Origin of the sequence: Aquella oligotrophica (assembly GCF_002892535.1) — a bacterium.
GTDB classification, from domain to species: domain Bacteria; phylum Pseudomonadota; class Gammaproteobacteria; order Burkholderiales; family UBA11063; genus Aquella; species Aquella oligotrophica.
Map to the genome: position 1 here is coordinate 2234264 of NZ_CP024847.1, position 25877 is coordinate 2260140.

Genomic DNA, 25877 nt, shown 5'->3' on the forward strand with positions numbered 1-25877 from the left:
AAAATAAAATAATTCAATTACAAAACGCAACTAACTTGACGGGAAAGAAAATGAAAGAAAAGAAAAAATTAAACCTTATGCCATTTATTTTTCTGTTTTTTATTGGCCTATCTATCATAACTCATTTTGTAGGCTATGATAGTCATGAAAAAGAAACACTAAGTAAGACAGTTGAAAATAACAGTTAATTGCTATCCTTTAGCTCCAGTAATAGATGTTAATAATTCAATAGCAGCTTTATCCTTAAATCGTCTTTACTTGCTTGAATAATTTGTGGATGATTCTCATCATGCCAGCTTAAATATTCAACCCGCCACCCAAGCTGGCTAAAACCAGACTTTAATGACTCCTGAACAGGATATTGTGGCAGTGGAACGCCCTGTATCCAATAGTGCAAATACCCCATTGGTAATACAAAACCCAAACGCTCCTGCATCAATTGGTTAAGATTTTCACCACTATATGTTTTATTTTCCTCATCGGTTAGACTAGCAACACCACTCTCTATTTTTATTTGCGCTACTGTGGAACCAATTGGCGACATAAAATCAAGTTCTTCATTAGCCGACTCCTTTAGCCAGCTGAAATTACCATAATAATTTTTATCTGCCGTTCGAATTGAAAACCGCCCAGTCAAATTATAATTATCATCAACTTGCTGTGGCTTATGGTAGTCTGCAGGATTATCAACTTTGGTATCGTAAAGACTAGCACAACCAGTTAATAATATGCCCAGCAAAAATAGAGAAACTAGTTTTTTCATTTATTCAAATCCAAACCATACTGATAATACATAAGTATCAGCATTGCTTGATTTAGCATTAGTTTTTCATTCTGCTGTTTTTCAACCTCTTTGGTTAATACAACTACCTTATTTGCCTTATCCGTCATTTTCTGTGCCAAATAAACCTGCTTTAAATGCATCGCAGTATCACTATCGTGCGTCTGCTGATATGCACTCTCAAGGTAACCTTGAGCTTTAGCATAATCCCCCAGTTTATAATAAACCCACCCAACGGTATCCTGAATTGCCGGGTCTTTCGGTGATAACAGATATGCTTTTTGCGCATAAATGCTAGCTTCTTGATAATGCGTGGTATTTTCCGTCATAACAAAGGCAAGATCATTATAACCAGTAGCATCATCCGGACTCATTTTGATGTATTTTTTATACCACTGGATAGACTGGGCACTACGATTAGTAAAGCCGGAGAGTGAAGCATACAAGTACACCATCACTTTATCATTTGAATAGATTTTTATTTTAGATTCAGTGAGTTTATAGGCAATATCATATTTTCCAAGACTGGTATAAAGTGTTATTTTGGTAATCAAGGCATCCTTATCTGTCAAGCGAAGTGCTTTGCTAATTCCATCAAGAAACTGGTCTGCCTTTTGATATTGCCCTAAATTCACATATGCCCGAAATGTAGCTAAATCTGCAGAAGGCGTCAGGATTGGACTTTGAGTAGCAGATAATTTATAGAATTGAATTGCACTTTCATATTTATGGCTATAATCGTAAAGACTAGCTAAGGAGAAATCAGTAACACCATCAAGCATGGCATTATTCTGCCTAGCTTTAAGCAATGAAGTAATTGCAGTATTTATATTGCCAAGTTTATAGTTTACTATAGCTGAATTAACCATCAAACTACCGCTATTTGGTGTCTGTTTTAACGAGCTTTCAATATAGTTATTAGCCTGACTCAGACTGCCGGTACGAATTAGTGCGGCAATATACAGATTTTGAAGTGTAGCTGAAGGATTTTTATAACGACCAATTTCATGGTTTAGCATATCCATTAATAAGGATAAGTGCTCATCTTTCATTAAAATCCCCGCAGACCAATAAACCGGAACTTCCCAGCTAGGATAATAAGCATTAATCTTATCTAAAGAACCTAAAAGTGCAGTTGAATTAGTAGTAATACTATAACTTGCTACAGAAAATAATAGTGACTCAGGATAATCAGAATATTTATCAGCTACAAACTCAGCAAATTTCTCCAAATTTTGGCTATCTTTACGATCATAATCATTAGTAATAATAGTTGTTAGGAACAATAAAATTGCACGAGCCTTATTTGGGTTAGATTTTATTACCATCTTCAAGCTATCTTTTGCCGCATCAAGATTACCATTTTCAACATTTGGACGAATGGAAAAAAGAAGCGCCAATTTAGAATCAGGGGCGGTTTTTACCAGAAGATTAATCAACTGATTTAATCTGGCAGTATCATGTGGTGCAACACTAAAATGCTCATAACAAATTATACCTTTGTATATCAGACGTGGATCACGATATTTTTCTGATAAGTAGTAATATACAGGGGCGGCTTTTACATAGTCTCCTTGATTAAATGCTACGTCTGCCTGAATCAACGCAGATAAATCCCCAGGCTCCAAATTTGCCTTTGGTATATTCGCATCGTCAAAATCAATAAAATTATCTGCATAGTCAATCGAATTGGCAATATTTTTCTGATAGTTCAAAGTTGTAAACTGATCTTGGCTGTACTGTAAATGATCACTAGCACAGGAAGCAAGGAATAACAACGTTCCCAATATCATGAGGATATTTCTCATAAATCACCTTATCTTTTTGATTAAACTCGTACTCGGTATGTTTTATAATTATGGATTAGTTAATTAATGCTACACAGCCATGACTTTGCTGGCTTTATACGGCAGTAGCTAATTTTACCACTAAACTGTCTCCGGAAAATTTATTTATGCCTGAACTCCCAGAAGTTGAAACGATTAAAAATGGACTTATTGAGCTAACTGGAACATCTGTAAAAAAAACTGTTATTCGCTTCCCCAGATTACGTTATCCATTAAATAAAAACGAATTATCAAAAATGGAGGGGCAAAAAGTTCAATCTGTTGAACGACGGGCAAAATATCTCTTGCTAGTGCTCGAAAAAGGCACATTAATCATTCACTTGGGAATGTCAGGGCGAATAACATTATACCGGGATAAAACACCTGAAGTACAAAAACATGATCACGTGGATATCCAGTTTAACGGTTATGTCCTAAGATATAATGATCCACGTAGATTTGGCTGTATAGTTTACACAGAAAAAGTTAATGATTCGACACTCTTAGTAAATCTAGGTCCAGAACCCTTTAATGATGAATTCAACCCACGATACCTAAAAAACAAAATAGCAAACCGGAAAACACCGATTAAACAATTAATAATGGATAATGCAATCGTTGTTGGGGTTGGAAACATTTATGCTTGTGAATCTCTTTTTATGACAAAAATTAGCCCGTTAAAGCCCGGGAATAACCTTACTCTTACACAATGTGCTGATTTGGTAAAAAATATTCAAACAGTTTTACAAAACGCAATTAATGCAGGAGGTAGCTCTTTACGCGACTATAAAAATGCCAATGGCGACCTTGGTTATTTTCAAATAAGTCATTATGTTTATGGACGGGCAAATCTGCCGTGTAAGATTTGTAATACCCCAATAAGAGAAGTTCGCCTCGGTCAGAGAAATAGCTTTTTTTGCCCGGAATGTCAGAAATGAGATATAAAATCTTGCTACTTTCTTGCTTATTCTTATCTTTTAGCAAAAGCTATTCGGCAGAAAATGAATCAGTAGTAAGCAACCCTGAATTGCTCGCCTTTATCAATGAAAGTAATTTACCACCTGAATCAACCACCGCAATCAAAGTAAGCAAAAATATTTCACCACCACTCATAATAGGTTTAGCATTAGGAGGCGGAGCAGCTAAGGGATTTGCACATATTGGGGTCATCAAAGCTCTTGAAGAGAATGGTATAAAGCCTCAGATAATAACGGGCACATCAGCAGGAAGCATCGTTGGAAGCCTCTATGCATATGGATATACACCAACAGAATTACAGACAATCTCATATCAGCTAGATGAGTTAAACCTAGCAGACTTTACAATTAGCAAGAACGGCGTCATTAAAGGAGAGAAATTACAACGTTTTATTGATGCCAGAGTAAAAAACACGCCACTCCAGAAACTTAAATTAAATTATACAGCCGTTGCAACAGATCTAGATAGTGGGCAAAGTATTGGCTTTAATAATGGTGATACGGGTATTGCAGTACGAGCTTCATGCTCCATACCAAACGTGTTTACTCCAGTAGTTATGAATGGTCATCGCTATGTTGATGGAGGTTTATCTGCGCCTGTACCAGTAAGTTACGCACGTAAAGCTGGCGCAACCTTTGTTATCGCAGTTGATATAACAGCGAAGCCCGAACAGGGGCGAAGTGGGTTTCTGTCAAACTTTGATCAAACAATCAATATACTTAGTATAAAACTACTAAATGAGCAGTTAAAACTGGCTGATATAGTCATAAAGCCAGATATCAGCCAGTTGTCAAGCTTTGCTTTTGATAAGAAAAAAGAAGCGATTACACTAGGTTACAAGGCAGCAATGTCTCAAATGCCCCTTATCAAACAAAAATTGAAAGAAGTAGAACAATCACCCCAAGTGAAAAATTGATTTGTACATGGCTATTGCGGTAGTACCAAGCCAGGTAACAAATACCCATAGTTCAAATAAATAAAATACTATTGCTATTTTACCCACAATAACTGCAACATACTTAGCAATTACAATTGCCAAAATCAGGATCACAAATGCGGAGATGATCAGCGTTAAACAGGGGATAAAATTACGCAATAAAGCCTTTAAGCTCAAAAATAACACGTAAAATGGTTTAAACTGGCTTTTGCTATAGATGTTTAGTGGCACAGCCAATAGTATGATGAATTGCAGGATAATAAAAACACACTGAAAGGTATAGTTCATAATAGCACTATCCGCTTCTATCAAACTAAAAAGGTAATTGGAAGCAAGTGAACAAAAAAGTACCAATAGTACATAAACCAAGATTACTCTTAGCTTATTGAAAGAGAAGACTTGAGCATATAACCTAGCTAAGTAAATTTTTCTACCTTCCTCAAACTCCTTATAGGCTAGTACAATAGCCTGCAAACTTAATGGGAAAATCAAGCTTAAAACAAATGCAGCTAGTAAGCCTGCTGAAGCACTATAGATGCCTTGGATATTGAACCACATAATTCCAGCAAAACCAAAAAGAAACGGTAAGGAAGCTAGAAGTAACTTGAATGGTTTAGTCATTAAAATCTTTACACCACTGACTACCCAATTAAATCCATCAAAAATTCTAGTTTTATTAAATTGAATTATATCTTGTTTAGCGAGCATTACAAATCCCATCCACATATATCTTGTAGCAAAATACAGTTGTCACGGCAATGAATACTAAAATCGTCAATGAAATTATGAAAAATCCACCAGCAAAAATCACCGAACTCTCAGAAGCAAAAGCAAGAATAATACCCAAATACAATGGAATAATTAAAAATGGTAGCAATAAAAATACAGCAAGCAATAAAATAGCCCAATGCCTTAACATCAATTTCCAATTTAGCTTGAGCGCCTGAAATAAAGGAATCTTTGGGTTAAAGGCAATAATCGCTAATGAAATTCCAAAAAATGCCATCCTAAATAGGCTCACGCCACCTAAAGCCGCAATAATACGCTTATCTGCAAGCATTGACTGGTTTTTCATGTCAATATGCCAATAATTAGCAAGCATTTCAACAATAAACATGCCAAACAGATCAAAGAGCATGCTTGCTAAGGCATAATTTAGAACATTACGTCTAATGATAATTTCACCAAAGTTAAGTCCCAAACCAAAGCTCTCTCCACGAACGGTCTTGTCGATGCTGAGAAAAATCCTTACCAAAACAAAAACCGCCAGAATGGAACCGATGAAAGGAAAAAATGAAAATAGAATAAAGGCTATAGACAAGAATAAAAAATTGATCGGTTTTTCACGGAAAATAGCAAAGCTTTCTTTAACCCAGTTCCACGCAATACCATTAGGCAATTCTGATTTTATATATAATTCAGACATTCATGATTCTCTCAAGTAATGATTAACAGCCGCAATTATACCCCAACTATCAAACGATTAACCATCCTGACTTAATCTATAGCCGAATCTAACATCAGATAACTAGTATGAAAATAACTGGCATATAAGAGTATTCGTTAATATCAAAACGCCAGGAAATATTTGGTATAATCTACATTATTTGAAACCTACTGGACAAAAACATAAGGATAATTTTGAAGAAACCCGACCCAAATAATTTAATTGCCTATATCTGTAGCATCGTAGTAATGATTACAGCAATGGTAATTTTTACTAAAAATATATTCCCCCTTATCGCAAACAATGAAGAATTAAGACATAATCTATCCTTAATCGATTTTGATATAAACATAATAGTTCAGACTATTTGCTCTTATTTTCTCCTAATTTTAGGAGCCTTAATTGCATCTCGTTCAAGAGTTTGCTGGATAGCAAGTATTTTTCTGCTTTCCACCTGCCTAATAAGTAACCTTTTGATAGCAGAGCATTATCACTATACAGATATAACGCCAATTCTGGTTGCATTAGGTTTATTAGCTATTTTTTATCGGCATTTTAATTTACAACTCTACCTATCTTATAGTTTTGTACTTATCGGAGCATTTTTAGTTTTTGTTATATCCTATGGAACACTTGGTAGTTACCTACTGAGAGATGAGTTTAGTAATCTGCAAACACTTGGTGATGCTTTCTATTTTACAATTGTCACTTTTAGTACGGTAGGATTTGGTGACATACTACCGAAAACACATTTGGCAAGGTACTTCGTTAGCTCAATGATAATAATTGGACTATTGGTTTTTACCTCAGGAATTACATTTATTGGACTTATTTTAAATTCAAAAGTCAAAAAATTACTTACTCACTTCAATAAAGGCAAGATTGGCATGACAAACCATATGATTTTAATGGGTTATAACAGTATTATGACAAAGATCTTAATCGAATGTTATGAGAAAAAAGATATTCCATACGTAGTAATTGATGAAACGGGTGAAATTGATTCTGATCGACAACTCTTGCAAGATCAAAATAAATTATTGAAAACTCCATATCCCGGTAACCACGAGACACTAATACAAGCAAGACTTAATGAAGCAAAGATGGTAATCGTTGGCTTTGATCGTGATGCCGACACAATTTTTGCCATCATGAATATCAAGGAATTTCTGGCAGAGTACACCAAACGACCAAAAATTCTAGCACGAGTCTTTTATCGTGAAAATATAGAAAAAGCTAAAATGGTAGGAGCAGACAAAGTAATTGCCCCACATCTTATGGTTGCAGATGCAATTATCAGCTATACCATCGATAGTTAAAATTCTGGCTCTAGTTTTAAAATCCCAGAATAACACCGTTTTACTATACAATATTACCCTGAAATTCAGGACTCTATTTTATGTTTAATTAAGGACTCACCGATGCTTTTAAGTATTGAGACTCGTTTAGCCAATTTGCTTAATATTAATGAACACCAAATTAAAAATACGATAATACTTCTTGATGAAGGAGCTACGGTTCCATTTATTGCCCGCTACCGTAAAGAAGTAACTGGCGGTCTAGATGATACACAGCTACGCATGCTTGCCGAAAAGCTTATTTATCTAAGAGAGCTTGATGAACGGCGTGAAATAATCCTAAAATCAATTAGTGAGCAAGAAAAACTTACTCCCGAGCTTGAAGCGGCAATACTTGCAGCAGACAATAAAACTACTCTTGAAGATCTGTACTTACCCTATAAACCAAAACGTAGAACAAAAGCCCAAATTGCCAAGGAAGCAGGTCTTGAACCACTTACTCTGTCATTGCTTGAAAATCAAAATCAGGACCCGATCACTTTAGCACAATCGTTTCTTAACCCAGAAAAAAGCATCAATACTCCGGAAGAAGCCTTGGAAGGAGCAAGATTTATTGCACTGGATATATTTGCAGAGAATGCTACACTACTGGCAAAACTACGAGAACGCTTCACAAGTGAAGGGCTGATCACAGCTAAACTAGTTGAAGGTAAAGAAGAAGTGGGAATCAAATTTACCGATTATTTTAATCATCAAGAATTAATTAAACACATTCCATCACACCGTGCACTTGCAATTCTTAGAGGGAATAATGAGGGTATTCTTACAATCGCTGTTGAATATCCAGAACAACATACCCTACTTCGGGGTGAATTTTCTGATTATGAAAACCTGATTAAAAATGAATTTGAGATAAGCGATGATAAAGCCGCTAGTAGCTGGCTTAGGGATTGTGTAAGATTGGCATGGAAAGCAAAGATCTACCCTTCCCTCGAAAACGAATTAATCAGTAATATGCGTGAGAGTGCTGATAATGAAGCAATAAAAGTATTTGGAACAAATTTGCGGAACTTGTTACTTCAGGCTCCTGCTGGTAGTAAAACCACCATAGGTCTAGATCCAGGAATAAGAACAGGTGTAAAAGTTGCAGTAGTTGATAATACTGGTAAAGTATTAAACACCAGCACAATATATCCATTTACTCGCAATGTTGACGAAGCAATGCTGGTACTTGCCAAATTAATAAAAGCATATAACACTGAATTAATAAGCATTGGTAATGGGACAGCTTCAAGAGAAACTGAACAATTTGTAAAAGAGCTTTTGAAGCAGTATAAAGAAATCCAAGTACAGATTGTAGTTGTTTCCGAAGCTGGTGCATCAGTTTATTCTGCCTCGGAATTTGCCGCAAAAGAATTTCCTGATCTAGATGTAAGTCTGCGTGGTGCAGTCTCAATTGCTAGAAGATTGCAAGACCCTTTGGCAGAATTGGTAAAAATTGATCCCAAATCGATTGGTGTGGGACAATATCAGCATGATGTCAATCAAACAAGACTTGCCCAAACGCTAGAAAACGTGGTTGAAGATTGCGTAAATGCAGTTGGCGTAGATGTAAATACAGCTTCAGTCCCGTTACTTGCAAAAGTATCTGGTCTAAATAGTGTTATTGCCAACAATATTGTTAGCTATCGCGATAGCAATGGTAAATTTAAAGACCGCAATGAATTAATCAAAGTCAGCCGCCTTGGTGAAAAGACCTTTGAGCAGTGTGCCGGGTTCCTAAGAATTAATGATGGAAATAATCCACTGGATAAATCAGCGGTACATCCCGAAAGTTATCCGTTAGTAGAAGCAATTGCAACTAAATTACAGGTAAAAATAAGCGATCTAGTTGGTAATAATCAGCTACTAAATAGCATTAAGCCAACTGATTTCGTAACGGACAAATATGGACTACCGACGATTAGTGATGTTCTAAAAGAGCTGGATAAACCCGGACGTGATCCCCGGGGTGAATTTAAAACGGCTCAATTCAAAGATGGGGTCAATGAAATTACCGACCTACAAATTGGTATGGAGCTCGAAGGAGTAATTACCAATGTTGCAAACTTCGGTGCTTTTGTCGATATTGGAGTTCATCAGGATGGACTTGTGCACATCTCAGCAATTGCCGATCAGTACGTGGCTAATCCAAATGATGTCTTGAAAGTTGGACAAATCGTAAAAGTACGAGTTGAGGAAGTTGATGTAAAACGAAAAAGAATAGCACTCACAATGAAAGGGTTGAATAAATTAAATATTCCAAATAGTAGTGGTGGTGCAGCTAACCGTCGCCCAGCAAAAGAAAATAAACCACAAACTAATGACAATAGCATGGCAGCAGCGTTTGCCAAGCTAAAAAGACTATAAGGGAGAATATGCACGCTGATACCTTTATCCATGATATGGCAATCATTATGCTGGTTGCAGGTCTGATTACGATAATATTTAACAAACTCAAACAACCTGTTGTTTTAGGTTATTTATTAGCTGGAGTGATAATCGGTCCACATACTCCACCTTTTGAGCTAATCCACGACAAACAGATCATTATGGTATTGGCTGAACTAGGTGTAATATTCCTGATGTTTTCTCTGGGACTTGAATTTAGCCTAAAAAAATTAGCCAAAGTTGGTCCACGTGCATTCATCACCGCAGTCTGCGAAACAAGTTTAATGGTTACAATTGGTTATAATCTTGGTCATTGGTTTGGCTGGCAGGAAATGGATTGTATCTTTCTGGGTGCAATGATGGCAATCTCATCAACAACAATTATCGTAAAAGCACTTGGTGAGCTTGGTATGAAACAGCAGAAATTTGCCCAGCTTATTTTTGGCGTTTTGATTGTAGAAGATATTCTTGCCATCGGTATCATTGCGCTACTCTCAGGATTGGCTACAAGTGGTGCGGTTAATTCACACGAAATCCTATCTACCGTTGGCAAGTTATCTTTATTTATCATTGTATCATTAATTCTGGGCTTACTCACTATTCCTAGATTATTAGCTTATATATCAAAATTCAATAGTCATGAAATGATGCTTATTAGCGTTCTAGGTTTATGTTTTGGATTCTGCCTACTTGTCCTTGCTCTCGATTATAGCGTTGCATTAGGAGCTTTCATGATGGGTGCCATTGTTGCTGAAGCTCGCCCATTAGCATTAATAGAAAAGCTTATTGAACCAATACGGGATATGTTTTGCGCCATCTTCTTTGTTACTATTGGGATGATGTTAAATCCAGAAGTAATGCTACAATATCTAACTCCGATCTTGTTAATCTCTTTAGCACTAATGATAGGAAAAATAATTGGCGCTACCACCGGTTCATTCATTTCTGGACAAAACGGAAAAACTTCTTTAAGAGTTGGCATGGGATTAGCACAAATTGGTGAATTTTCTTTTATTATTGCCGGTCTTGGCAGCACACTAAAAGTAACCAGTAATTTCCTTTACCCTATTGCAATAACGGTATCAGCAATCACAACCCTCCTTACACCATATCTGATCAAAGCAGCCGATCCGCTATCTAAGATAATTAGTAGCCATACACCCAAAGTCATTAAAAACCCATTTAAAATCTATACAGTATGGTTAAGAGATTTGCATCCAACAGGTGATAGCGCCATGCTGGTGAAAATTATTGCAAAAATTGTCTTGCAGGTTATTGTTAACTGTGCACTTGTAATTGCAGTATTTTTAGCCGGAGTTTTCATTGCAACCAATTTTGATCAAAAGATCATAAATGATGCCGAAGGAACACTTTTAAATGAGCAGATACACCGCTCAATAATTTGCGGGCTAGCAATATTTATATCGCTACCATTTATTATTGCAGCTTATCGTAAACTCAAAGCCCTAGCGATGATGCTTTCGGAAATGTGGATCTCAAATCAATTTGGCGGTAAACATACCTATAAACTCCGCCGAATTATCTTTGAATCACTACCTATAATAGTAATCACACTAATAATGAGCTTTATCTTCTCAATTAGTAAGCACATCCTGCCAGATCCTCCCGTGCTACTTATGATTGTTACTAGTGAGATCATACTAGCTCTGATATTATGGAAACCAATGGTGAAATTGCAATCATGGCTCCAAATTGAACTATTTACAGTCATGGAAACTAACCATGAACATCAATAAGCCCTGCTGACTCAAATATAGATGCTTATACCGATATTTTTATAACAGCAGATAGTAAAGGGTATATAATATCTACATACCTCAACTACTTTCAAGATTGTAGTTGTTAATTCAAGCTATACATTGAATTAACTATACACAAAGGAATCAATCATGAAGCTAACTTTTCTTGGTGTCTCTTCAGCACTGTCTGTAGGATACCTTAAATTTCATTCAAATATGTTGCTAGAAACAGATTCTGGCAAGCATATATTGATTGACTGTGGTGGAGATGTTAGACATGCAATGTTTGAATTAGGCTATACACCAAAACAAATTGATGCGGTATTTATAAGTCATTTACACGCAGATCACGTTGGTGGTCTAGAATGGTTAGGCTTCTCCAAATTTTTTATGGAGAACATTCAGCTTCCATTATATATTGCACCAGAATTAAAAGAGCGCTTATGGAATAATGTTCTTTCTGGCGGAATGTCCACCCTTGAATACAAGGAAGCAACCCTTGAAACATTTTTTCAGCTGGAAGCACTTGATGATAATATGTCATTTACGTTGGATAATCACGTGTTCAAACTAATAAAAGTTCCCCATAGCTATAGCAATAATCATTTATTACCAAGCTATGGCTTACTTATCTATGGCAAACAACATAAAGTTTTTATTACCACAGATACCCGTTTTGCACTAGAGGAGTTGAGCAGTGTATATCAGGAGGCAGATATTATATTTCATGATTGCGAGACCTCTGAGCACCTGAGTAATCAGCATTCACACTATAATCAGCTAATAACTCTCAGTAAAGAAATAAAACAAAAAATCTGGCTTTATGACTACAATGACTGCCAACTTCCAGATGCTCTTGCAGATGGATTTTTAGGCTTTGTTACCCGTGGACAGCAATTTGAATTTTAAGCAATGAAATATAGAACCAAGAATTATATAACCTTAATTCTCAGTATAAGTATTAGTATTTTATTTTGCTTGGGAATTGGTTATTATCAGACAAAAAAAATCATTCTTGATGAATTACGTAGTGAAGTAATATCAGTTGCAGCCGATGCCGCAATTACCTTGGATAAAAGCGATATTCTCAAGCTTCAGCAGACCCATAATGATAATTCGATAGAATATAAGCAAATCCAACAACAACTACGGCAGATTAGAGATGTAAATCGACGTAGCGATATTTATGTAAAATTCATTTATCTCCTAAATCCACTACAGGATCGCCAAAATAGCCAATACGAATACCTAGTCGATGCTGAAGAAACTGGCAGCAAGGATTACTCACCAATTGGTCAGATTGCAGAAGAAGCAAGCACCGTCAAACTAAAAGAACATTTAAACGAAATATATAGCCCAGAAGAATTTATCACCGATGCATGGGGAACTTGGCTAACAGCTTATGCTCCAGTCTATTCTAAGAATGGTAAATATCTGGCTACAGTTGGGGTAAATCTTTATGCGAATCACGTAATTGCAAGAATGCATAAACTTATTGATTATGGGTTAATATCATTTTCATTCACACTTGCCATAACGATTCTATTTGGCTGGTTTTTATCTAAACAACAGGTGTCCGCCCTAGAAACATTGCATTCAGGCGTGAAAAAGATCGGTGCAGGTGACTTAACTACAAAAATAGATATAAATAGCAATGATGAGTTTTCATACCTAGCTAATGAAATAAACCAAATGACTATTGGATTACAGCAAAGAGAAAAAATGCAGCAGAATTTTGCTCGCTATGTCTCAAAACACGTGATGGACTCAATCATTAAAAATGGCGATGACCTAACTCTAACCGGGGAAAAACGTAAGATTACCCTACTCTTCTCAGATATTCGCCAGTTTACCCATATTTCTGAGCAATACACTCCAGAACAGGTCGTACGTTACCTTAATGAGTACTTTTCGGCAATGGTTGAGATAATTTTCCGTAATAATGGTGTATTGGATAAATTCATTGGCGATGGAATGATGGTAGAATTTGGAGTTCCATTAGAAGATGAAGAGCAAGAGCTTAATGCAGTAAAAACAGCTCTTGAAATGGTACAAGGTGTCGAGGAACTAACCAAAAAATGGCGTAATCAAGGTAAAAATATTCCCGAGATAAAAATAGGTGTCGGGATACATACTGGTTTAGCGGTGATCGGTAATATTGGTTCAGAAAAACGCTCAGAATATACAGCCATAGGAGATACGGTAAATTCTGCTTCGCGGATTGAACAGCTTACCAAAGAACTTCATACTCCGATACTATTTAGTGAGAAAACTGCGCTAGCAATCAAAGATAAGATGAAAATAAAATTTATGGGCGAACAGGAAATTCGCGGTAAAGCAGACAAGATCAAACTATATACATTAGAAGAATTAAACTAATATTTTTTAACAGGATTAATCAGTGAAAGAAAAGAAAAAAATAAATTTGGCATTACAAGGTGGTGGTTCACACGGCGCATTTACGTGGGGCGTACTAGATACCATATTAGCAGATGGCAGAATTGAAATTGAAGGATTATCAGGGACTAGTGCTGGAGCAATGAATGCAGCCGTTACCGCTTATGGACTTTCGATTGGCGGGAATCAAGCTGCGCGTGACAAATTAGCAGAATTTTGGGGAAGAATTGCAGAGGCTGGACAAAAAGGTTTTCTAAAACCAAGCATGCTTGATAAAATGTTTAGTATTGGAAATATGGATTTTTCACCAAATTATGTGATGTATGATTTTATTTCTAAAATCTTCTCTCCATACGAATTAAATCCACTTAATATCAATCCACTAGAAGAAGTCCTAGCTAAAACAGTTGATTTTGAAAGACTACATAACTCTCCAGCTTGTAAATTATTTATTGCCGCAACTAATGTGGGTAATGGCAAACTAAGAGTATTTTCAAATCAAGATGTGTCGATAAAAGCGGTACTTGCCTCTGCATGCTTACCATTTTTGTTTCAAGCAGTAGAAATCGATGGGCAGCATTATTGGGATGGTGGTTATATTGGGAATCCGCCATTATTTCCGTTAATCAGCGAGACAAAATCCAAGGATATCCTTATTGTCCAGATAAACCCGGTAAATATTGAACATATCCCGACTTCTGCCCGTGAAGTATTAGATCGTATCAACACCCTTTCATTTAATTCAAGCCTAATGCGTGAGCTACGCGCAGTTTACTTTGTTACCAATCTTATCGATAATGGTGAATTAGACAGCGATAAACATAAACGGGTTTTCATTCACACGATTGAAGCGGAGAGCATCGTTCAAAACCTAGGTGTTTCAAGTAAACTAAATACGGATCCGGATTACTTGGCATATATGTTTGAAAATGGTAAAAAAATGGCTACCGATTTTATTGAAAATAATTTTGATAAGATAGGTATTGAATCATCAACTGATATTAAAGCCAAATTTATGTAAAAACTAAGTATCTCTTACCAAAAATGTAAGTAAGGTTATATTTTTAAAGCACTTAATAGCCTACTGCAAGTTTTTAACACAGGTAAATAGATATTTACCTGTGGCTATAATTAATTATTCGCTTTTGGCAATCTCACGAATCATCTGTAACTCTTCAATTAATTCATCTACATTATCATTTTGCACCATACTTGATTTAACAATTTTTTTAAAAACTGTTGCGCCTATACCATAAGCATCCTTTACATGTTTTTCAATATCTTTGCTGTCTTGGCGCAACTGCTCCATTGAACGCAAATTAATTGAATATTCTTCAACTGATTTTTTAACTTTTTTCAATACATCTTTATCGTTATAAATCGCAGTCAAAATTTCATGCGTTTTCATTTTATTCCTTTATAAATATCGTCAAAACGGCAGGATTATATCATGATCTGAGGCGAAATTGATTTCACACAACCCAAAGGCTATCTGAAACTAACCAAGTGATGTTGTAAGGACTTAAGAGCATAGTGTAAAATAGGGGCTTCTATTTGATCACGAGCATATTATAAGTTATTAAAAAATTTAATAAATATTGGCCATTGAATCATAATCAAGAAAATATATCATCATATATGGGTATGGAGAAATAACTCATGATACTTGAAGTTGCCAATCTTACGATTATATCTGGGCAAGAGGATGAGTTTGAAAAAGCCTTTCGTTTAGCTAGCAAAATAATTAGTCGGATGAATGGCTATATCCGCCATGAATTGCAACGCTGTATTGAACATGATAATCAGTATGTCTTATTGGTCTGGTGGCAAACTCTGGCTGATCATGAAATAGGATTTCGTCAGTCGTTAGAATATCAAGAGTGGAAAAAATTACTACATCATTTTTACGATCCATTTCCAACAGTATTACACTATCAGGGGGTAAAGGATGAGTGAGTTTAGACTAATTATCGGTAATAAGCATTTATCTTCTTGGTCATTACGGGCTTGGCTAATGATTAAGCGCTGTAAGGTTAAATTTTCTGAGATTATTGTTGATCTTGAGCGCCAAGACGTTAAAGCTGCAATCTTACAATTAAGCCCATCTGGCAAAGTTCCAGCACTAAAACACAATGATTTATTGATTTGGGACTCATTATCAATCGGCGAGTACTTAGCAGAGGTATCGCCAAGTGCTAAATTATGGCCAACTGATGAAGCCGCTCGAGCAATTGCTCGTTCAGTAAGCAATGAAATGCATAGTGGGTTTGCCACACTACGTAAAATGATGCCGTTTGCTCTTTTTGTGCAGAAAGATTTACCATATTCTGAAGAACTTCAGGGTGAGATCAAGCGAATTGAAGAAATTTGGCTTGACTGTCGTTCTAAATTTGGTCAAGATGGTGAATTTTTATTTGGTGACTTTAGTATTGCGGATGCCATGTTTGCTCCTGTAGTATTGAGATTTCAAACCTATGGATATAAATCTGATAATAGAGCTGTAGTTGATTATTGCAATGCAATTTTGGCTCATCCTGATTTACTTGAGTGGCTTAATTCGGCAAAAAATAATTGATTTGTAATAGTTGGGTGAAGAAAAAACGATTGTTTAATGATAATATAAAAAGGAGCAAGAATGCGTAAATTGATTTCGATAATCCTGGCAGCTACTGCCGGAATTGCTTATGCAGATGATGCTGGTGTCTATATCAATGCCAATGCCGGTATAAATACAGGTAGTAATTATCAGTTTGCCTATAATGCTAATGCAGGTTATATGTTTAACCGTTATCTTGGTGTTGAAGCTGGTTTTACTGGAGCTAGTACTTCATACTGGGATGCAGCAATTAAAGGTGTGTTGCCAATTCCTATTGTTGATATTTATGGAAGACTTGGGATGAGTTATGTTAATAACTATGGTTCTACCAGCGGCGCGGTTCTTTATGGTGTTGGGGTTGCATTTCCTATTTTGCCTTATATCCGGATTAATATTGAAGATTATGCAATAAGTAATGCTAGTACCCAGAACTTCCTAATGGGCGGTCTCGAAGTCAAGTTTTAGAACTTAAACCTAACTACATGAGAACTATCTTAAAAACTATTGAATGTGAATAAACATGCAAAACCCGGACACCTTGATTGAATTTGCCAACTACCTTGCAGACGAAGCAGGTAAAATTAGTAAAAAATATTTTCGCAATAAAATTGAGATTGAAACCAAAAGTGGTGAATATCCGGTAACTATAGCAGACCGAGAAGTTGAACTTCATCTACGTAGTCTAATTTGCACTAATTACCCAGATCATAGAATAATTGGGGAAGAATTTGCCAATCATGATGGTAATTCAGAATATACTTGGGTAATTGATCCGATAGATGGTACGGTAGGATTTTCTACGGGCAAACCGACTTATACCACTTTGATCGCTTTACTAAAAAAAGATAGTCCCATGTATGGAATAATTGATCAGCCTATCAATCAAGAGCGATTTAGTGGAAAAACAGGCGAAAAAGCGTACCTGAATCGACAAATAATTTCTACAGCAGAACAGTCGGTTTTAAATAATGCTCGCTTAAATGCTACAACACCATATATGTTTACGACTGACTATGAACAATCTAAGTTTGAATTATTGCGTAAACAGGTGCGAGTTACATCTTTTGGTGGTGATGCCTATGCTTTTGGCTTACTTGCGGCAGGTCATATTGATATTATAATGGAAGCTGACTTACAATATTATGATATTGCGGCTTTAATCCCGATTATAACTGCAGCAGGAGGAATCATCAGCGACTGGCAAGGCAAAACACTAACTAAAGATTTTAATGGACAGTGTCTAGCTTGCGCCAATTTACAACTACAGCAGCAGGTTTTAAATTTAATTAACAGTTAATCTTGGAAAATAAAATGAGTGTAAACCGATTAAGAATTGCATTACAGAAATCAGGTAAATTATCTGAAGGTAGTATTGAGCTACTTAACAAGTGTAGTTTCAAAATAAAACCAGCCAAAAATCATTATCTTATTCAATCAAAAGAAATGAATACTGATTTCCTTATGATTCGTGATGACGATATTCCTGGCTTCGTAGATAGTAATGCAAGTGACCTTGGAATAGTTGGTGAAAACGGTTATATGGAGTACGCTCTAGAAAATCCGGGTAATGATTTGGAGATTATTGCCAGACTTCAATTTGCGTACTGCCGATTAAGCCTTGCTGCACCGGAAGGTTCCGGCATAAAACAACTAGCTGATTATAATGGCAAAACAATTGCAACTTCCTATCCAGCAACTCTTGCAGATTATCTAAACAAAAACAATATTAATGCCAGAATTATTCAGATGCATGGTTCAGTCGAACTTGCCCCTAAAATCGCTGTAGCGGATGCAATTTGTGATTTAGTATCAACTGGTGCCACACTTAAAGAAAATGGTCTGCTCGAAACCCATATCATTCTTGAGAGTGAAGCTGTCTTAATCGGACGCAAATCGGCTGGGAATGAACTAAAAGCCAAAGCAGAAGAACTGATGTTTAGAATTAATAGCGTCATTGATGCCAAAGACAGCAAGTATATAATGCTACACATAGATAAGGATGCAGTAAATAAACTTAAAGATATTCTCCCCGGCTGTGAGTCACCAACGGTACTACATTTGCATGGCACAGATAATAAAGTAGCAGTGCATGTTGTCAGTAAGGAAGGTGTATTCTGGGATACAATTGCCAAGCTTAAAAGTATTGGCGCTAGCTCGATTCTGGTTGTACCAATTGAAAAAATGATGTAATATGTATTTTTACTCAAATAATCTAATTGCTAAAGTTCGCAAACACATAAAAAATGGTGGATTAATTGCTTACCCAACAGAATCCTGCTATGGAATTGGCTGCGACCCATTTAACCACAAGGCAATAGATAAGATTATTAAGATTAAATTACGCAATAAACAAAAGGGATTAATCGTAATTGCAGGGAGCAAGAAGCAATTAACGAAATTAGTCCCTACAAGCATCTTATATAGAGATGAAAACGAGCTAAATCGGTATTGGCCTGGACCATTTAGCTTAATCCTCCCAGTTACAAATAAAGTACCCAAAAATCTGATTGGCAAACACAAAAAGATTGCCGTAAGGGTAACAAAACACCAATTAGTAAAGCAGCTATGCAAAAATCTAAATCTACCTCTAGTCTCTACTTCCGCCAATAAGTCTGGCTTTAAATCGACTCGCAATTACCGAGAGTGTAAACGTCAATTTGGTAAACAGCTAATGGTATTACCAGGAATTACCAGCTTTAATAAAAAGCCATCAACAATAATTGACTGGGACACAAAGAAAATTCTGCGCGGTAAGTAGCACTAATAGTCAGGAAGAAATAAAGCCCAAACGGCAAATCTCCAGTTTATTTGTAAATGAAAGCTAGTTAGCAATGTTGTATTAAATCACTAATACAATTAGTGAAGCGATAATGACTAAGCCTTACAGGCACAATCAAAACAATCTGAAACCAAGATAAAATGATCAGTAAAATCGCATTGCACAATTTTTCAAATCTCAAAATTATACCTCACTTAAACTAAAATTTGTTAATTTCACCATTAAATTAATAATCCCCAATCGGCAAATACAGTAAATTGTAATTTTAATGTACAATGATCTTAGTTAGAACAGTTACACATAGCAGAACAATTTCATGTTCCATCGCGGTAGGGGAAAAAATGTTTAGACAATATAAATTCTGGCAAATATTGCTATATGGAATCGCAATTACTGGCTGTAACGGTGGTGGCGGTGGCAGTACTGGGATAAGCCAAACTACTCCTCCCATGACTAGCATAAATGCAGATCCTTACCCCTACCCCGCAGCTAAAGATTACCCCATACCACCAGTTTTGGCTTTACCTGATTCTATTAATGGTACACCATTTGGTGCAAAAATTGCCTACGGCAACGCCAGCTCTGAAGAGATAAAGAATTTAAATGTATTATTAAACATAGCTAATAGCAATATCTGTAGTGCTACGCCTATTAAATATGATGGAAGCGGTACATGGCTCGTTACCGCTGCTCACTGCCTAGTAACCAAAAAATCTGATAAAAAAATAATTGACCCGAGTGAATTGATAAACCCATCCAGATTATCAATTGAGACTACCTTTAATAATCAATGGCAAGCCAGCGAAGCACAATCCGTTTATGTATATTCAGACTACTGCAAAAACAATACCTTTAATGGACTCGGTGGCTGCCTCAATTTTTATCCGGGACAAGATGCCGGAAATGGAGCAGAAGGTAACGACATAGCACTCATCTATACTTTAGGCAAAGTTGGCAACCCTGATAATTATGCACATCTTGCGCCACAAAGTGAATTTCCTGAAGCCTATACAATGGCACCAGTACTATCAATTGGAAGTGGCATTACCGAAGACATGAATCATGCTGGAATAACCTTTTACGTAACCAATTATCTCTACCGTAAAACAGATACCACTGGTTATCACTATCTATATAGTAGTTATTATGATAGCAGTAATGGTTATATGAGCCTTGCTTGCGGTGGTGATTCGGGTGGAGGCGATTTATTTTGGGATGGTAGCAAGTGGATTTTACTGGCAACCCATAGTTATGGACCTCAGGATGGTTGTGGCAAAGCATATAATTACCTCCCAAATGCATCAACCAATGTTGGGTATTATTATGATTGGATAAATACTATTATTAATGGAATGGATAAAAATCAGGTGTGTGATAACACAAATAATAAATGTATCAGCAGATAAAATTAGTAATTTGAAGATTCAAGAAGCCTACTCAGCACATCTTTTTACAATCTCCACTAAATCACCCCCTTCAAAGCATAAAAATATTATAATTTAAAAAAATATCTTGACTCTCACGTTACGTGATAATTTACATTACTGTCAGGAGAAAGAAATGAATAAATATTGGACTATCAAAGAATTCAGTAAATTAACTAGTGTTACTGTTCGTACTCTACAGTATTATGATGATGAAGATATTTTGAAGCCGCATCATAAAAATGAAGCTGGTTATCGCTTCTACTCCTATGGAGATTTACAGGTTATCCAGAAAATTAGTGTCCTTAAATACATTGGTTTTAATTTAAAACAGATTAGAACCATCCTTAACACCAATCAACTAGACTGGTTGCACTCATTAAATTTACAGGCAAAAATTGTTCAGGATAATATTGCTAGGCTTAATCAAGGGTTAATCTTGATTAAAGAAAGCATTAATCTGTATTCTAAAAATAATGAAATTGAATGGCAGTCAATTGCCAAAATGTTAGAGGTATTTAAAATGACAGATAATAGCATTGTTAAAGAGTGGTCTTTACGTAATTTTTCTGAAGATGAAATCAACTTTTTTAATGAAGTCAGCTTTCAGCAAAGCCGTGTTGATAATGAGCAATTATGGATTAAACTATTTGCTGAAGCAAAAACATTAATAAGCAAAGACCCGGCTTCTTCTGAAGTACAGAATTTAGCGCAACGATGGATGAACTCGGCAAATAATCAATACGAAGAAAAGTCTGATTTAGGAAGAAAAATGTGGGAACTAATGAAATCAGGCGATATTCCATCTGGATTAATCCCTGGTTATGAACAGCAAACTGTTCTATTTATGGATAAAGCAATAGAAATACTATATAGCAAAAAATAATTTAACAATAGACTTCTGTCATAAGCAATTACTTTGTCCCTAGACTAGAAATAAAGGCTTTGAAAAACAAGAGCATACGCATACATAATAAAAGTCTTTCTCAACGTAAGGGTTAAAGAAATGGTTAAGAAAGAGGTCTAAGAACCTCTTTGTTAAGTTTCGAATATAGTGTTATACTCATTTTATCTGTAGCGAGACAAATTGATTATGTCCGTGTATCATTTATTTAATTATGATAAACTCCAGTAATAGTTCTTATTAATGCTGGAAATTAAATGAATAATCTAATCCAAAATTTATCTAAAGCCGAATTACACATTCATATTGAGGGCAGTCTTGAACCAGAAATGATGTTTAAACTCGCAAAAAGGAATAAAATCGCACTACCATATAAAAACATTGAAGAAATTAAGTCAGCATATCAGTTCAATAACTTACAGTCGTTCCTTGATTTATATTATCAGGGAATGGCTGTTTTACAAAGTGAAGATGACTTTTATGATTTAATGTATGCCTATTTAAATAAAGCTGCTAGTCAAAATATTACCCAAGCTGAAATATTTTTTGACCCACAAGGACATACATCACGTAATATAAAGTGGGATACTTTCATGCATGGATTTAAACGCGCCATAGATGAAGCCAAAGCAAATCTGGGTATTAATGCTAGTTTAATCATGTGCTTTTTACGTCACTTGCCAGAGTCTGACGCTTTAAAAACATTTGACAATGCAATGAATTATCGTGATTTATTTATCGGTGTAGGTCTTGACTCTTCTGAAGTTGGTCATCCACCCTCACTGTTTAAAAGAGTATTTCAAAAAGCACGAGATGCCGGATTATATCTTGTAGCACATGCAGGAGAAGAAGGCGACGCTAGTTATGTTTGGGAAGCAATAGATGAACTTGGCGTTCATCGGATTGATCATGGGAATAATGCAATAAATGATCTTAGCTTAATCAGACGAATTGCCGCAGATGATTTAGCACTAACCATGTGTCCTCTTTCCAATCAGCGTTTACAAAGCGTACCAGATTTAGCTAAACACCAATTACGCAAGTTCATGGAATACGGTGTAAAAGTTACAATTAATTCAGACGACCCCGCTTATTTTGGTGGTTATCTTAATGAAAATTATCTAGCATTAACAACTGCGTTGAAGCTTACCCCGGATGAAATTAGACTAATTGCAAACAATAGTCTTGAAGCCTGTTTTATTCAATATTAAAAGAGTATCAATCACATAAATGAAAATATACGTAGATGCAGATGCATGTCCTAAACCAGTTCGTGAAATACTATTTCGGGTTGCCATCCGTAACCAGATAGAATTACTAATGGTTGCCAATCAAATCCTACAATTACCAATAAGCCCCAAGATTAAAATGATGCAGGTAAATAAAGGTTTTGATGAAGCAGATAATGAAATAGTCAGACTAATAAATAAAGATGATTTACTAGTAACAGCAGATATCCCTCTTGCAAGTGATGCTATTGATAAGGGAGCAATTGTGATAAATCCACGCGGTAAAGTTTATAGTATGGAAAATATCAAGCAGGAACTTGCTACCCGCGATTTATTGACACACTTGCGCGACAGTCTTGAAATCCGAGGTGGACCCCAACCATACAATGATAAGGATAAAGCCTCCTTTGCCAATGCATTAGACAGAATTATTATTAGCTATCTGAATCGGCTAAAATAACAGCTATTCCGCCCCCTTTGCTTTATTTAATAGTAACCCAGTTTTTGCTACTTTTAATTTCGCCCCAAATATAACTGGCAACTATATTGACACAATCGCCTGCGTAAAAACCCAGTTTTAATATTTTTAACATATAGTTATAATACCTCCTATCTAAAACAAAATAATCAAGGGAAGTATTATGAAAAAACTAATTATTGCACTTTTGCCACTAGTTACATTAACTGCTTGTGTGGGTAGCAGCAACTCATCCGGACAAAACCAAACTTCAATAAATAGCAATACCACCCTAAAAAGTATGATTGCGACTTCTATCACTGACCCTACTACAATTGGGTTTGCAGCTAAATTCAGCGCACAAAAAGCAAATTTACAGATCGCTTTTTCACCATACTTTGAATCAGGTAGCCAGCATAGTCCAAATGAATGCCCAAACGCTCAGGATATCTATGCTACAACAATAGCACCAATAATGAAAGTTAGCGAAAGTTCAACTTTGGATAGTTTATGGAATAGCGATGAATATTTTAATTGTAATGCCGGAATTACCAAACTAGTTGTAGCATCGATTACTAGTGCAAAACAATCAATTCGTGCCGCAGTATATGATTTTAATAATCCAGATATCGCATATGCCCTAATTAGCGCAAAACGTAATAATCCACAACTTGATATACAAGTAATTGCTGATAAAGCAAATTTGACTGATACCAATTCAATGATTGCCGTTTTGCAAAATAACAATATTCCAGTATATATTGCATCTGCGTATGCAATCATGCATAATAAATTCATAGTAATTGACAATAAATCTGTTGAGTACGGCAGCTTTAATTATTCAACTACTGCAGCAACCAGACAAGCTAATAATGCAATCTGGATCGATAATAGTAATATTGCCGCCAGTTATAGCGAACGCTGGAATGAGATTCGTGCCAATCAGGCAACTACTGTATATCAGACTAGTCAATCACAATATTCTGAACAACCATATAATTCAGGTATAAATGTCGTAGCCAGCACAAAAACCGAAATAGCTGGGAAACAGATTTATAGCTTATCAATTGATAATACTGACATCGATAGCGTGCATAATCTAGTTAATACTGAAAGTGCCATAATATGTCCGGCAACGATGAGTAATCTGGGGGCTAGCTGTTTGAGCAATTATTCGTATTATTCCAAAGGTGGATATTATCAAGATTCACCATTTTACCAAGCAGTAAATAACGCTCAACAATCTATCCAGATAGCAATCTTTACTTTTACTGATAAAGCACTAATTGATGATTTAATCAAAGCCAAAAATCGTGGTGTAACGGTACAAGTGGTAGCAGATTATTCACAAGGCACTCAAGCTTATAGCACAGCCGGGTTTGATAAATTGGTTCAAAATGGGATTGAGGTAAAAATAAATAACGCATATGAACTATTGCACAATAAATATATGATTATTGATGGTAATACTGTAGAAACAGGAAGTTATAATTACACAGCATCAGCACAAACAAAAAATGCTGAAAACTACCAAATATATCATAATACCCCAGAATTGGCACAACTTTACCAACAAGACTGGCAAGCAATTTTTGATCAAGGTTACCCTTACCAGGCGTCAGTGCGATAAAACCAATAAAAAGAACAGGTTATTAAACCATGCAAATACTTATGAACCTAAGTATGACTGAAGAATAGACCTCTCTCATAACCCATAATTTCGCTCTTAGGCTAGAAATAAAGACTTTGAGAAACGGAATGTACACGTAAGTACATGAGGTATCACAGAGGTCTTTATGGCAACGAATAAGAGTTAAAGAAACCGCTTAGGAAAGAGGTTTAATATAATGACCTGTTCTTTTTAGCATAATCAACAAAAACAATTAAACTTAATTTAGATAATTAATAGACATCAATATGCCCAGCTGGCAACTTTATATTTACCATCAGATCCTGCGGAATAACTTGGTAAAATCCCAAACTGATTAATTTATCATATAAGCCATCTCGAGTATAAGCATCAAATTTAATTCGCAACTGATTGGCAAAAACAGCATCAATTGCACTTTTAGAAATATTCTTATTTTCTGCGGTAGAAATAACGCTGGCAATTTCTTGACTAGTTAGTCCATGAATGAATAAAAAGATAACTTGTTTTTCACGCTTACTAAGGTTATACTTCCTATAATCAGCATTAACTGAAAAATCATAAACTTTAAGAGCCTTAAGCAGGCTGAATTTGAGATTTGTATATAATATTTTACGTAATTCAACATACAATCCAGCAGCTTCATCATTATCCGGATTTATTAGTGGCTTTTTATTTGTAGTATATGGTTGAACAACCCCTTCATAATAATTGAAATTGATTGAGTAACTAGGTATCCTACTACGAATTATTTCTTCCTGCTCTTTTATCGATTGTGATTGGAAATATTGACCAAGCTCATCAGGTAGTCCACAATTACCTTCCTGTGCCTGAATTCCCCTAGCTCGTTTGTACTCTTTACTACTAAAAGCGACCATCTGATTTAAATCATAAATGGCAATTGGAGCCAATGTGGTTAATTCATCAAGGTTACGATAGTTACTTATAACATCTTGCAGGTATTCCGCATTAGATCTCATCTTGAA

26 protein-coding genes are annotated in these 25877 nt (G+C 35.8%); 20 read left to right on the forward strand and 6 right to left on the reverse strand.

Annotation, left to right across the window (positions count from 1 at the left end):
* Positions 1 to 50 precede the first annotated feature (50 nt).
* A complete protein-coding gene (locus CUN60_RS12990; protein WP_158649385.1) occupies positions 51 to 188 on the forward strand; it encodes a hypothetical protein in 138 nt (45 codons plus the stop codon).
* A gap of 29 nt (positions 189 to 217) precedes the next feature.
* On the opposite strand, the gene lolB is transcribed toward CUN60_RS12990, so the two are convergent.
* Both lolB and CUN60_RS10190 read right to left on the reverse strand, forming a co-directional pair.
* Positions 218 to 763 (reverse strand): lipoprotein insertase outer membrane protein LolB, encoded by a 546-nt coding sequence (gene lolB / locus CUN60_RS10185; RefSeq protein ID WP_102951936.1) that lies wholly within the window; start codon positions 761 to 763, stop codon positions 218 to 220.
* Complete coding sequence (locus CUN60_RS10190) at positions 760 to 2589, reverse strand: tetratricopeptide repeat protein (protein ID WP_102951937.1); 1830 nt, start codon at positions 2587 to 2589, stop codon at positions 760 to 762. The genes lolB and CUN60_RS10190 overlap by 4 nt, the downstream gene beginning before the upstream one ends.
* A gap of 146 nt (positions 2590 to 2735) precedes the next feature.
* On the opposite strand from CUN60_RS10190, the gene mutM reads away from it, so the two are divergent.
* Positions 2736 to 3545 carry a bifunctional DNA-formamidopyrimidine glycosylase/DNA-(apurinic or apyrimidinic site) lyase gene (gene mutM, locus CUN60_RS10195; RefSeq protein ID WP_102951938.1) on the forward strand — a complete coding sequence of 270 codons (810 nt, stop codon included), beginning with the start codon at positions 2736 to 2738 and terminating at the stop codon, positions 3543 to 3545.
* Positions 3542 to 4501: a patatin-like phospholipase family protein gene (locus CUN60_RS10200; RefSeq protein ID WP_158649386.1), complete on the forward strand. Its 960-nt coding sequence runs from the start codon at positions 3542 to 3544 to the stop codon at positions 4499 to 4501. The genes mutM and CUN60_RS10200 overlap by 4 nt, the downstream gene beginning before the upstream one ends.
* Here the strand turns inward: CUN60_RS10200 and CUN60_RS10205 are convergent.
* On the reverse strand, positions 4481 to 5230 hold the full coding sequence (locus CUN60_RS10205; RefSeq protein ID WP_102951940.1) for a hypothetical protein: 750 nt from the start codon (positions 5228 to 5230) through the stop codon (positions 4481 to 4483). The genes CUN60_RS10200 and CUN60_RS10205 overlap by 21 nt on opposite strands.
* Complete coding sequence (locus CUN60_RS10210; protein ID WP_102951941.1) at positions 5220 to 5948, reverse strand: hypothetical protein; 729 nt, start codon at positions 5946 to 5948, stop codon at positions 5220 to 5222. The genes CUN60_RS10205 and CUN60_RS10210 overlap by 11 nt, the downstream gene beginning before the upstream one ends.
* A 215-nt stretch (positions 5949 to 6163) precedes the next feature.
* On the opposite strand from CUN60_RS10210, the gene CUN60_RS10215 reads away from it, so the two are divergent.
* From CUN60_RS10215 to CUN60_RS10240, 6 genes are all read left to right on the forward strand, one after another.
* Entirely contained in the window at positions 6164 to 7288 is a 1125-nt protein-coding gene (locus CUN60_RS10215; RefSeq protein WP_102951942.1) for an ion channel, read from the forward strand.
* 102 nt (positions 7289 to 7390) lie between these two features.
* Positions 7391 to 9676, forward strand: coding sequence for a Tex family protein (locus tag CUN60_RS10220; RefSeq protein WP_102951943.1), 2286 nt, complete (start codon positions 7391 to 7393; stop codon positions 9674 to 9676).
* 8 nt (positions 9677 to 9684) lie between these two features.
* Positions 9685 to 11454: a cation:proton antiporter gene (locus CUN60_RS10225; RefSeq protein WP_102951944.1), complete on the forward strand. Its 1770-nt coding sequence runs from the start codon at positions 9685 to 9687 to the stop codon at positions 11452 to 11454.
* A gap of 153 nt (positions 11455 to 11607) precedes the next feature.
* Positions 11608 to 12366 (forward strand): MBL fold metallo-hydrolase, encoded by a 759-nt coding sequence (locus CUN60_RS10230; protein ID WP_102951945.1) that lies wholly within the window; start codon positions 11608 to 11610, stop codon positions 12364 to 12366.
* Positions 12367 to 12369: 3 nt separating this feature from the next.
* Positions 12370 to 13836 (forward strand): adenylate/guanylate cyclase domain-containing protein, encoded by a 1467-nt coding sequence (locus CUN60_RS10235; RefSeq protein WP_102951946.1) that lies wholly within the window; start codon positions 12370 to 12372, stop codon positions 13834 to 13836.
* 22 nt (positions 13837 to 13858) lie between these two features.
* Positions 13859 to 14875, forward strand: coding sequence for a patatin-like phospholipase family protein (locus CUN60_RS10240; RefSeq protein ID WP_102951947.1), 1017 nt, complete (start codon positions 13859 to 13861; stop codon positions 14873 to 14875).
* Between the two features lie 114 nt (positions 14876 to 14989).
* On the opposite strand, the gene CUN60_RS10245 is transcribed toward CUN60_RS10240, so the two are convergent.
* On the reverse strand, positions 14990 to 15262 hold the full coding sequence (locus CUN60_RS10245; RefSeq protein WP_102951948.1) for a hypothetical protein: 273 nt from the start codon (positions 15260 to 15262) through the stop codon (positions 14990 to 14992).
* A 251-nt stretch (positions 15263 to 15513) separates the two neighbouring features.
* On the opposite strand from CUN60_RS10245, the gene CUN60_RS10250 reads away from it, so the two are divergent.
* The 11 genes from CUN60_RS10250 (at position 15514) to CUN60_RS10300 (ending at position 24873) form a co-directional block, all read left to right on the forward strand.
* Positions 15514 to 15810, forward strand: a complete 297-nt coding sequence (locus CUN60_RS10250; protein WP_102951949.1) for an antibiotic biosynthesis monooxygenase family protein — start codon at positions 15514 to 15516, stop codon at positions 15808 to 15810.
* The gene (locus tag CUN60_RS10255; RefSeq protein WP_102951950.1) at positions 15803 to 16429 is read left to right on the forward strand and encodes a glutathione S-transferase family protein; all 627 of its coding nucleotides are present in this window, start codon (positions 15803 to 15805) and stop codon (positions 16427 to 16429) included. The genes CUN60_RS10250 and CUN60_RS10255 overlap by 8 nt, the downstream gene beginning before the upstream one ends.
* Positions 16430 to 16489: 60 nt before the next feature.
* Positions 16490 to 16915, forward strand: coding sequence for a porin family protein (locus tag CUN60_RS10260; protein ID WP_102951951.1), 426 nt, complete (start codon positions 16490 to 16492; stop codon positions 16913 to 16915).
* A 55-nt stretch (positions 16916 to 16970) separates the two neighbouring features.
* On the forward strand, positions 16971 to 17747 hold the full coding sequence (locus CUN60_RS10265) for an inositol monophosphatase family protein (protein ID WP_102951952.1): 777 nt from the start codon (positions 16971 to 16973) through the stop codon (positions 17745 to 17747).
* A gap of 14 nt (positions 17748 to 17761) precedes the next feature.
* On the forward strand, positions 17762 to 18640 hold the full coding sequence (gene hisG / locus CUN60_RS10270) for an ATP phosphoribosyltransferase (RefSeq protein ID WP_102951953.1): 879 nt from the start codon (positions 17762 to 17764) through the stop codon (positions 18638 to 18640).
* A gap of 1 nt (position 18641) precedes the next feature.
* Positions 18642 to 19208 carry an L-threonylcarbamoyladenylate synthase type 1 TsaC gene (tsaC, locus tag CUN60_RS10275; protein WP_102951954.1) on the forward strand — a complete coding sequence of 189 codons (567 nt, stop codon included), beginning with the start codon at positions 18642 to 18644 and terminating at the stop codon, positions 19206 to 19208.
* A 362-nt stretch (positions 19209 to 19570) separates the two neighbouring features.
* The gene (locus CUN60_RS10280; RefSeq protein WP_158649387.1) at positions 19571 to 20635 is read left to right on the forward strand and encodes a trypsin-like serine protease; all 1065 of its coding nucleotides are present in this window, start codon (positions 19571 to 19573) and stop codon (positions 20633 to 20635) included.
* A 154-nt stretch (positions 20636 to 20789) separates the two neighbouring features.
* On the forward strand, positions 20790 to 21539 hold the full coding sequence (locus tag CUN60_RS10285; RefSeq protein ID WP_102951956.1) for a MerR family transcriptional regulator: 750 nt from the start codon (positions 20790 to 20792) through the stop codon (positions 21537 to 21539).
* 275 nt (positions 21540 to 21814) lie between these two features.
* On the forward strand, positions 21815 to 22768 hold the full coding sequence (locus CUN60_RS10290; protein ID WP_102951957.1) for an adenosine deaminase: 954 nt from the start codon (positions 21815 to 21817) through the stop codon (positions 22766 to 22768).
* Between the two features lie 19 nt (positions 22769 to 22787).
* Complete coding sequence (locus tag CUN60_RS10295; RefSeq protein WP_102951958.1) at positions 22788 to 23246, forward strand: YaiI/YqxD family protein; 459 nt, start codon at positions 22788 to 22790, stop codon at positions 23244 to 23246.
* 181 nt (positions 23247 to 23427) lie between these two features.
* A complete protein-coding gene (locus CUN60_RS10300; protein ID WP_102951959.1) occupies positions 23428 to 24873 on the forward strand; it encodes a phospholipase D-like domain-containing protein in 1446 nt (481 codons plus the stop codon).
* 272 nt (positions 24874 to 25145) lie between these two features.
* Here CUN60_RS10300 and CUN60_RS10305 read toward each other — a convergent pair whose 3' ends face one another.
* Positions 25146 to 25871, reverse strand: coding sequence for a helix-turn-helix transcriptional regulator (locus CUN60_RS10305; RefSeq protein WP_102951960.1), 726 nt, complete (start codon positions 25869 to 25871; stop codon positions 25146 to 25148).
* Between the last annotated feature and the right edge of the window lie 6 nt (positions 25872 to 25877).

What these genes read in the sequence shown, in the direction of transcription:
- CUN60_RS12990 (WP_158649385.1), top strand. Translation starts at nt 51, where the DNA reads ATGAAAGAAAAGAAAAAATTAAACCTTATGCCATTTATTTTTCTGTTT.
- lolB (WP_102951936.1), bottom strand. Translation starts at nt 763, where the DNA reads ATGAAAAAACTAGTTTCTCTATTTTTGCTGGGCATATTATTAACTGGT.
- CUN60_RS10190 (WP_102951937.1), bottom strand. Translation starts at nt 2,589, where the DNA reads ATGAGAAATATCCTCATGATATTGGGAACGTTGTTATTCCTTGCTTCC.
- mutM (WP_102951938.1), top strand. Translation starts at nt 2,736, where the DNA reads ATGCCTGAACTCCCAGAAGTTGAAACGATTAAAAATGGACTTATTGAG.
- CUN60_RS10200 (WP_158649386.1), top strand. Translation starts at nt 3,542, where the DNA reads ATGAGATATAAAATCTTGCTACTTTCTTGCTTATTCTTATCTTTTAGC.
- CUN60_RS10205 (WP_102951940.1), bottom strand. Translation starts at nt 5,230, where the DNA reads ATGCTCGCTAAACAAGATATAATTCAATTTAATAAAACTAGAATTTTT.
- CUN60_RS10210 (WP_102951941.1), bottom strand. Translation starts at nt 5,948, where the DNA reads ATGTCTGAATTATATATAAAATCAGAATTGCCTAATGGTATTGCGTGG.
- CUN60_RS10220 (WP_102951943.1), top strand. Translation starts at nt 7,391, where the DNA reads ATGCTTTTAAGTATTGAGACTCGTTTAGCCAATTTGCTTAATATTAAT.
- CUN60_RS10225 (WP_102951944.1), top strand. Translation starts at nt 9,685, where the DNA reads ATGCACGCTGATACCTTTATCCATGATATGGCAATCATTATGCTGGTT.
- CUN60_RS10230 (WP_102951945.1), top strand. Translation starts at nt 11,608, where the DNA reads ATGAAGCTAACTTTTCTTGGTGTCTCTTCAGCACTGTCTGTAGGATAC.
- CUN60_RS10235 (WP_102951946.1), top strand. Translation starts at nt 12,370, where the DNA reads ATGAAATATAGAACCAAGAATTATATAACCTTAATTCTCAGTATAAGT.
- CUN60_RS10245 (WP_102951948.1), bottom strand. Translation starts at nt 15,262, where the DNA reads ATGAAAACGCATGAAATTTTGACTGCGATTTATAACGATAAAGATGTA.
- CUN60_RS10250 (WP_102951949.1), top strand. Translation starts at nt 15,514, where the DNA reads ATGATACTTGAAGTTGCCAATCTTACGATTATATCTGGGCAAGAGGAT.
- CUN60_RS10255 (WP_102951950.1), top strand. Translation starts at nt 15,803, where the DNA reads ATGAGTGAGTTTAGACTAATTATCGGTAATAAGCATTTATCTTCTTGG.
- CUN60_RS10260 (WP_102951951.1), top strand. Translation starts at nt 16,490, where the DNA reads ATGCGTAAATTGATTTCGATAATCCTGGCAGCTACTGCCGGAATTGCT.
- CUN60_RS10265 (WP_102951952.1), top strand. Translation starts at nt 16,971, where the DNA reads ATGCAAAACCCGGACACCTTGATTGAATTTGCCAACTACCTTGCAGAC.
- hisG (WP_102951953.1), top strand. Translation starts at nt 17,762, where the DNA reads ATGAGTGTAAACCGATTAAGAATTGCATTACAGAAATCAGGTAAATTA.
- tsaC (WP_102951954.1), top strand. Translation starts at nt 18,642, where the DNA reads ATGTATTTTTACTCAAATAATCTAATTGCTAAAGTTCGCAAACACATA.
- CUN60_RS10280 (WP_158649387.1), top strand. Translation starts at nt 19,571, where the DNA reads ATGTTTAGACAATATAAATTCTGGCAAATATTGCTATATGGAATCGCA.
- CUN60_RS10285 (WP_102951956.1), top strand. Translation starts at nt 20,790, where the DNA reads ATGAATAAATATTGGACTATCAAAGAATTCAGTAAATTAACTAGTGTT.
- CUN60_RS10290 (WP_102951957.1), top strand. Translation starts at nt 21,815, where the DNA reads ATGAATAATCTAATCCAAAATTTATCTAAAGCCGAATTACACATTCAT.
- CUN60_RS10295 (WP_102951958.1), top strand. Translation starts at nt 22,788, where the DNA reads ATGAAAATATACGTAGATGCAGATGCATGTCCTAAACCAGTTCGTGAA.
- CUN60_RS10300 (WP_102951959.1), top strand. Translation starts at nt 23,428, where the DNA reads ATGAAAAAACTAATTATTGCACTTTTGCCACTAGTTACATTAACTGCT.
- CUN60_RS10305 (WP_102951960.1), bottom strand. Translation starts at nt 25,871, where the DNA reads ATGAGATCTAATGCGGAATACCTGCAAGATGTTATAAGTAACTATCGT.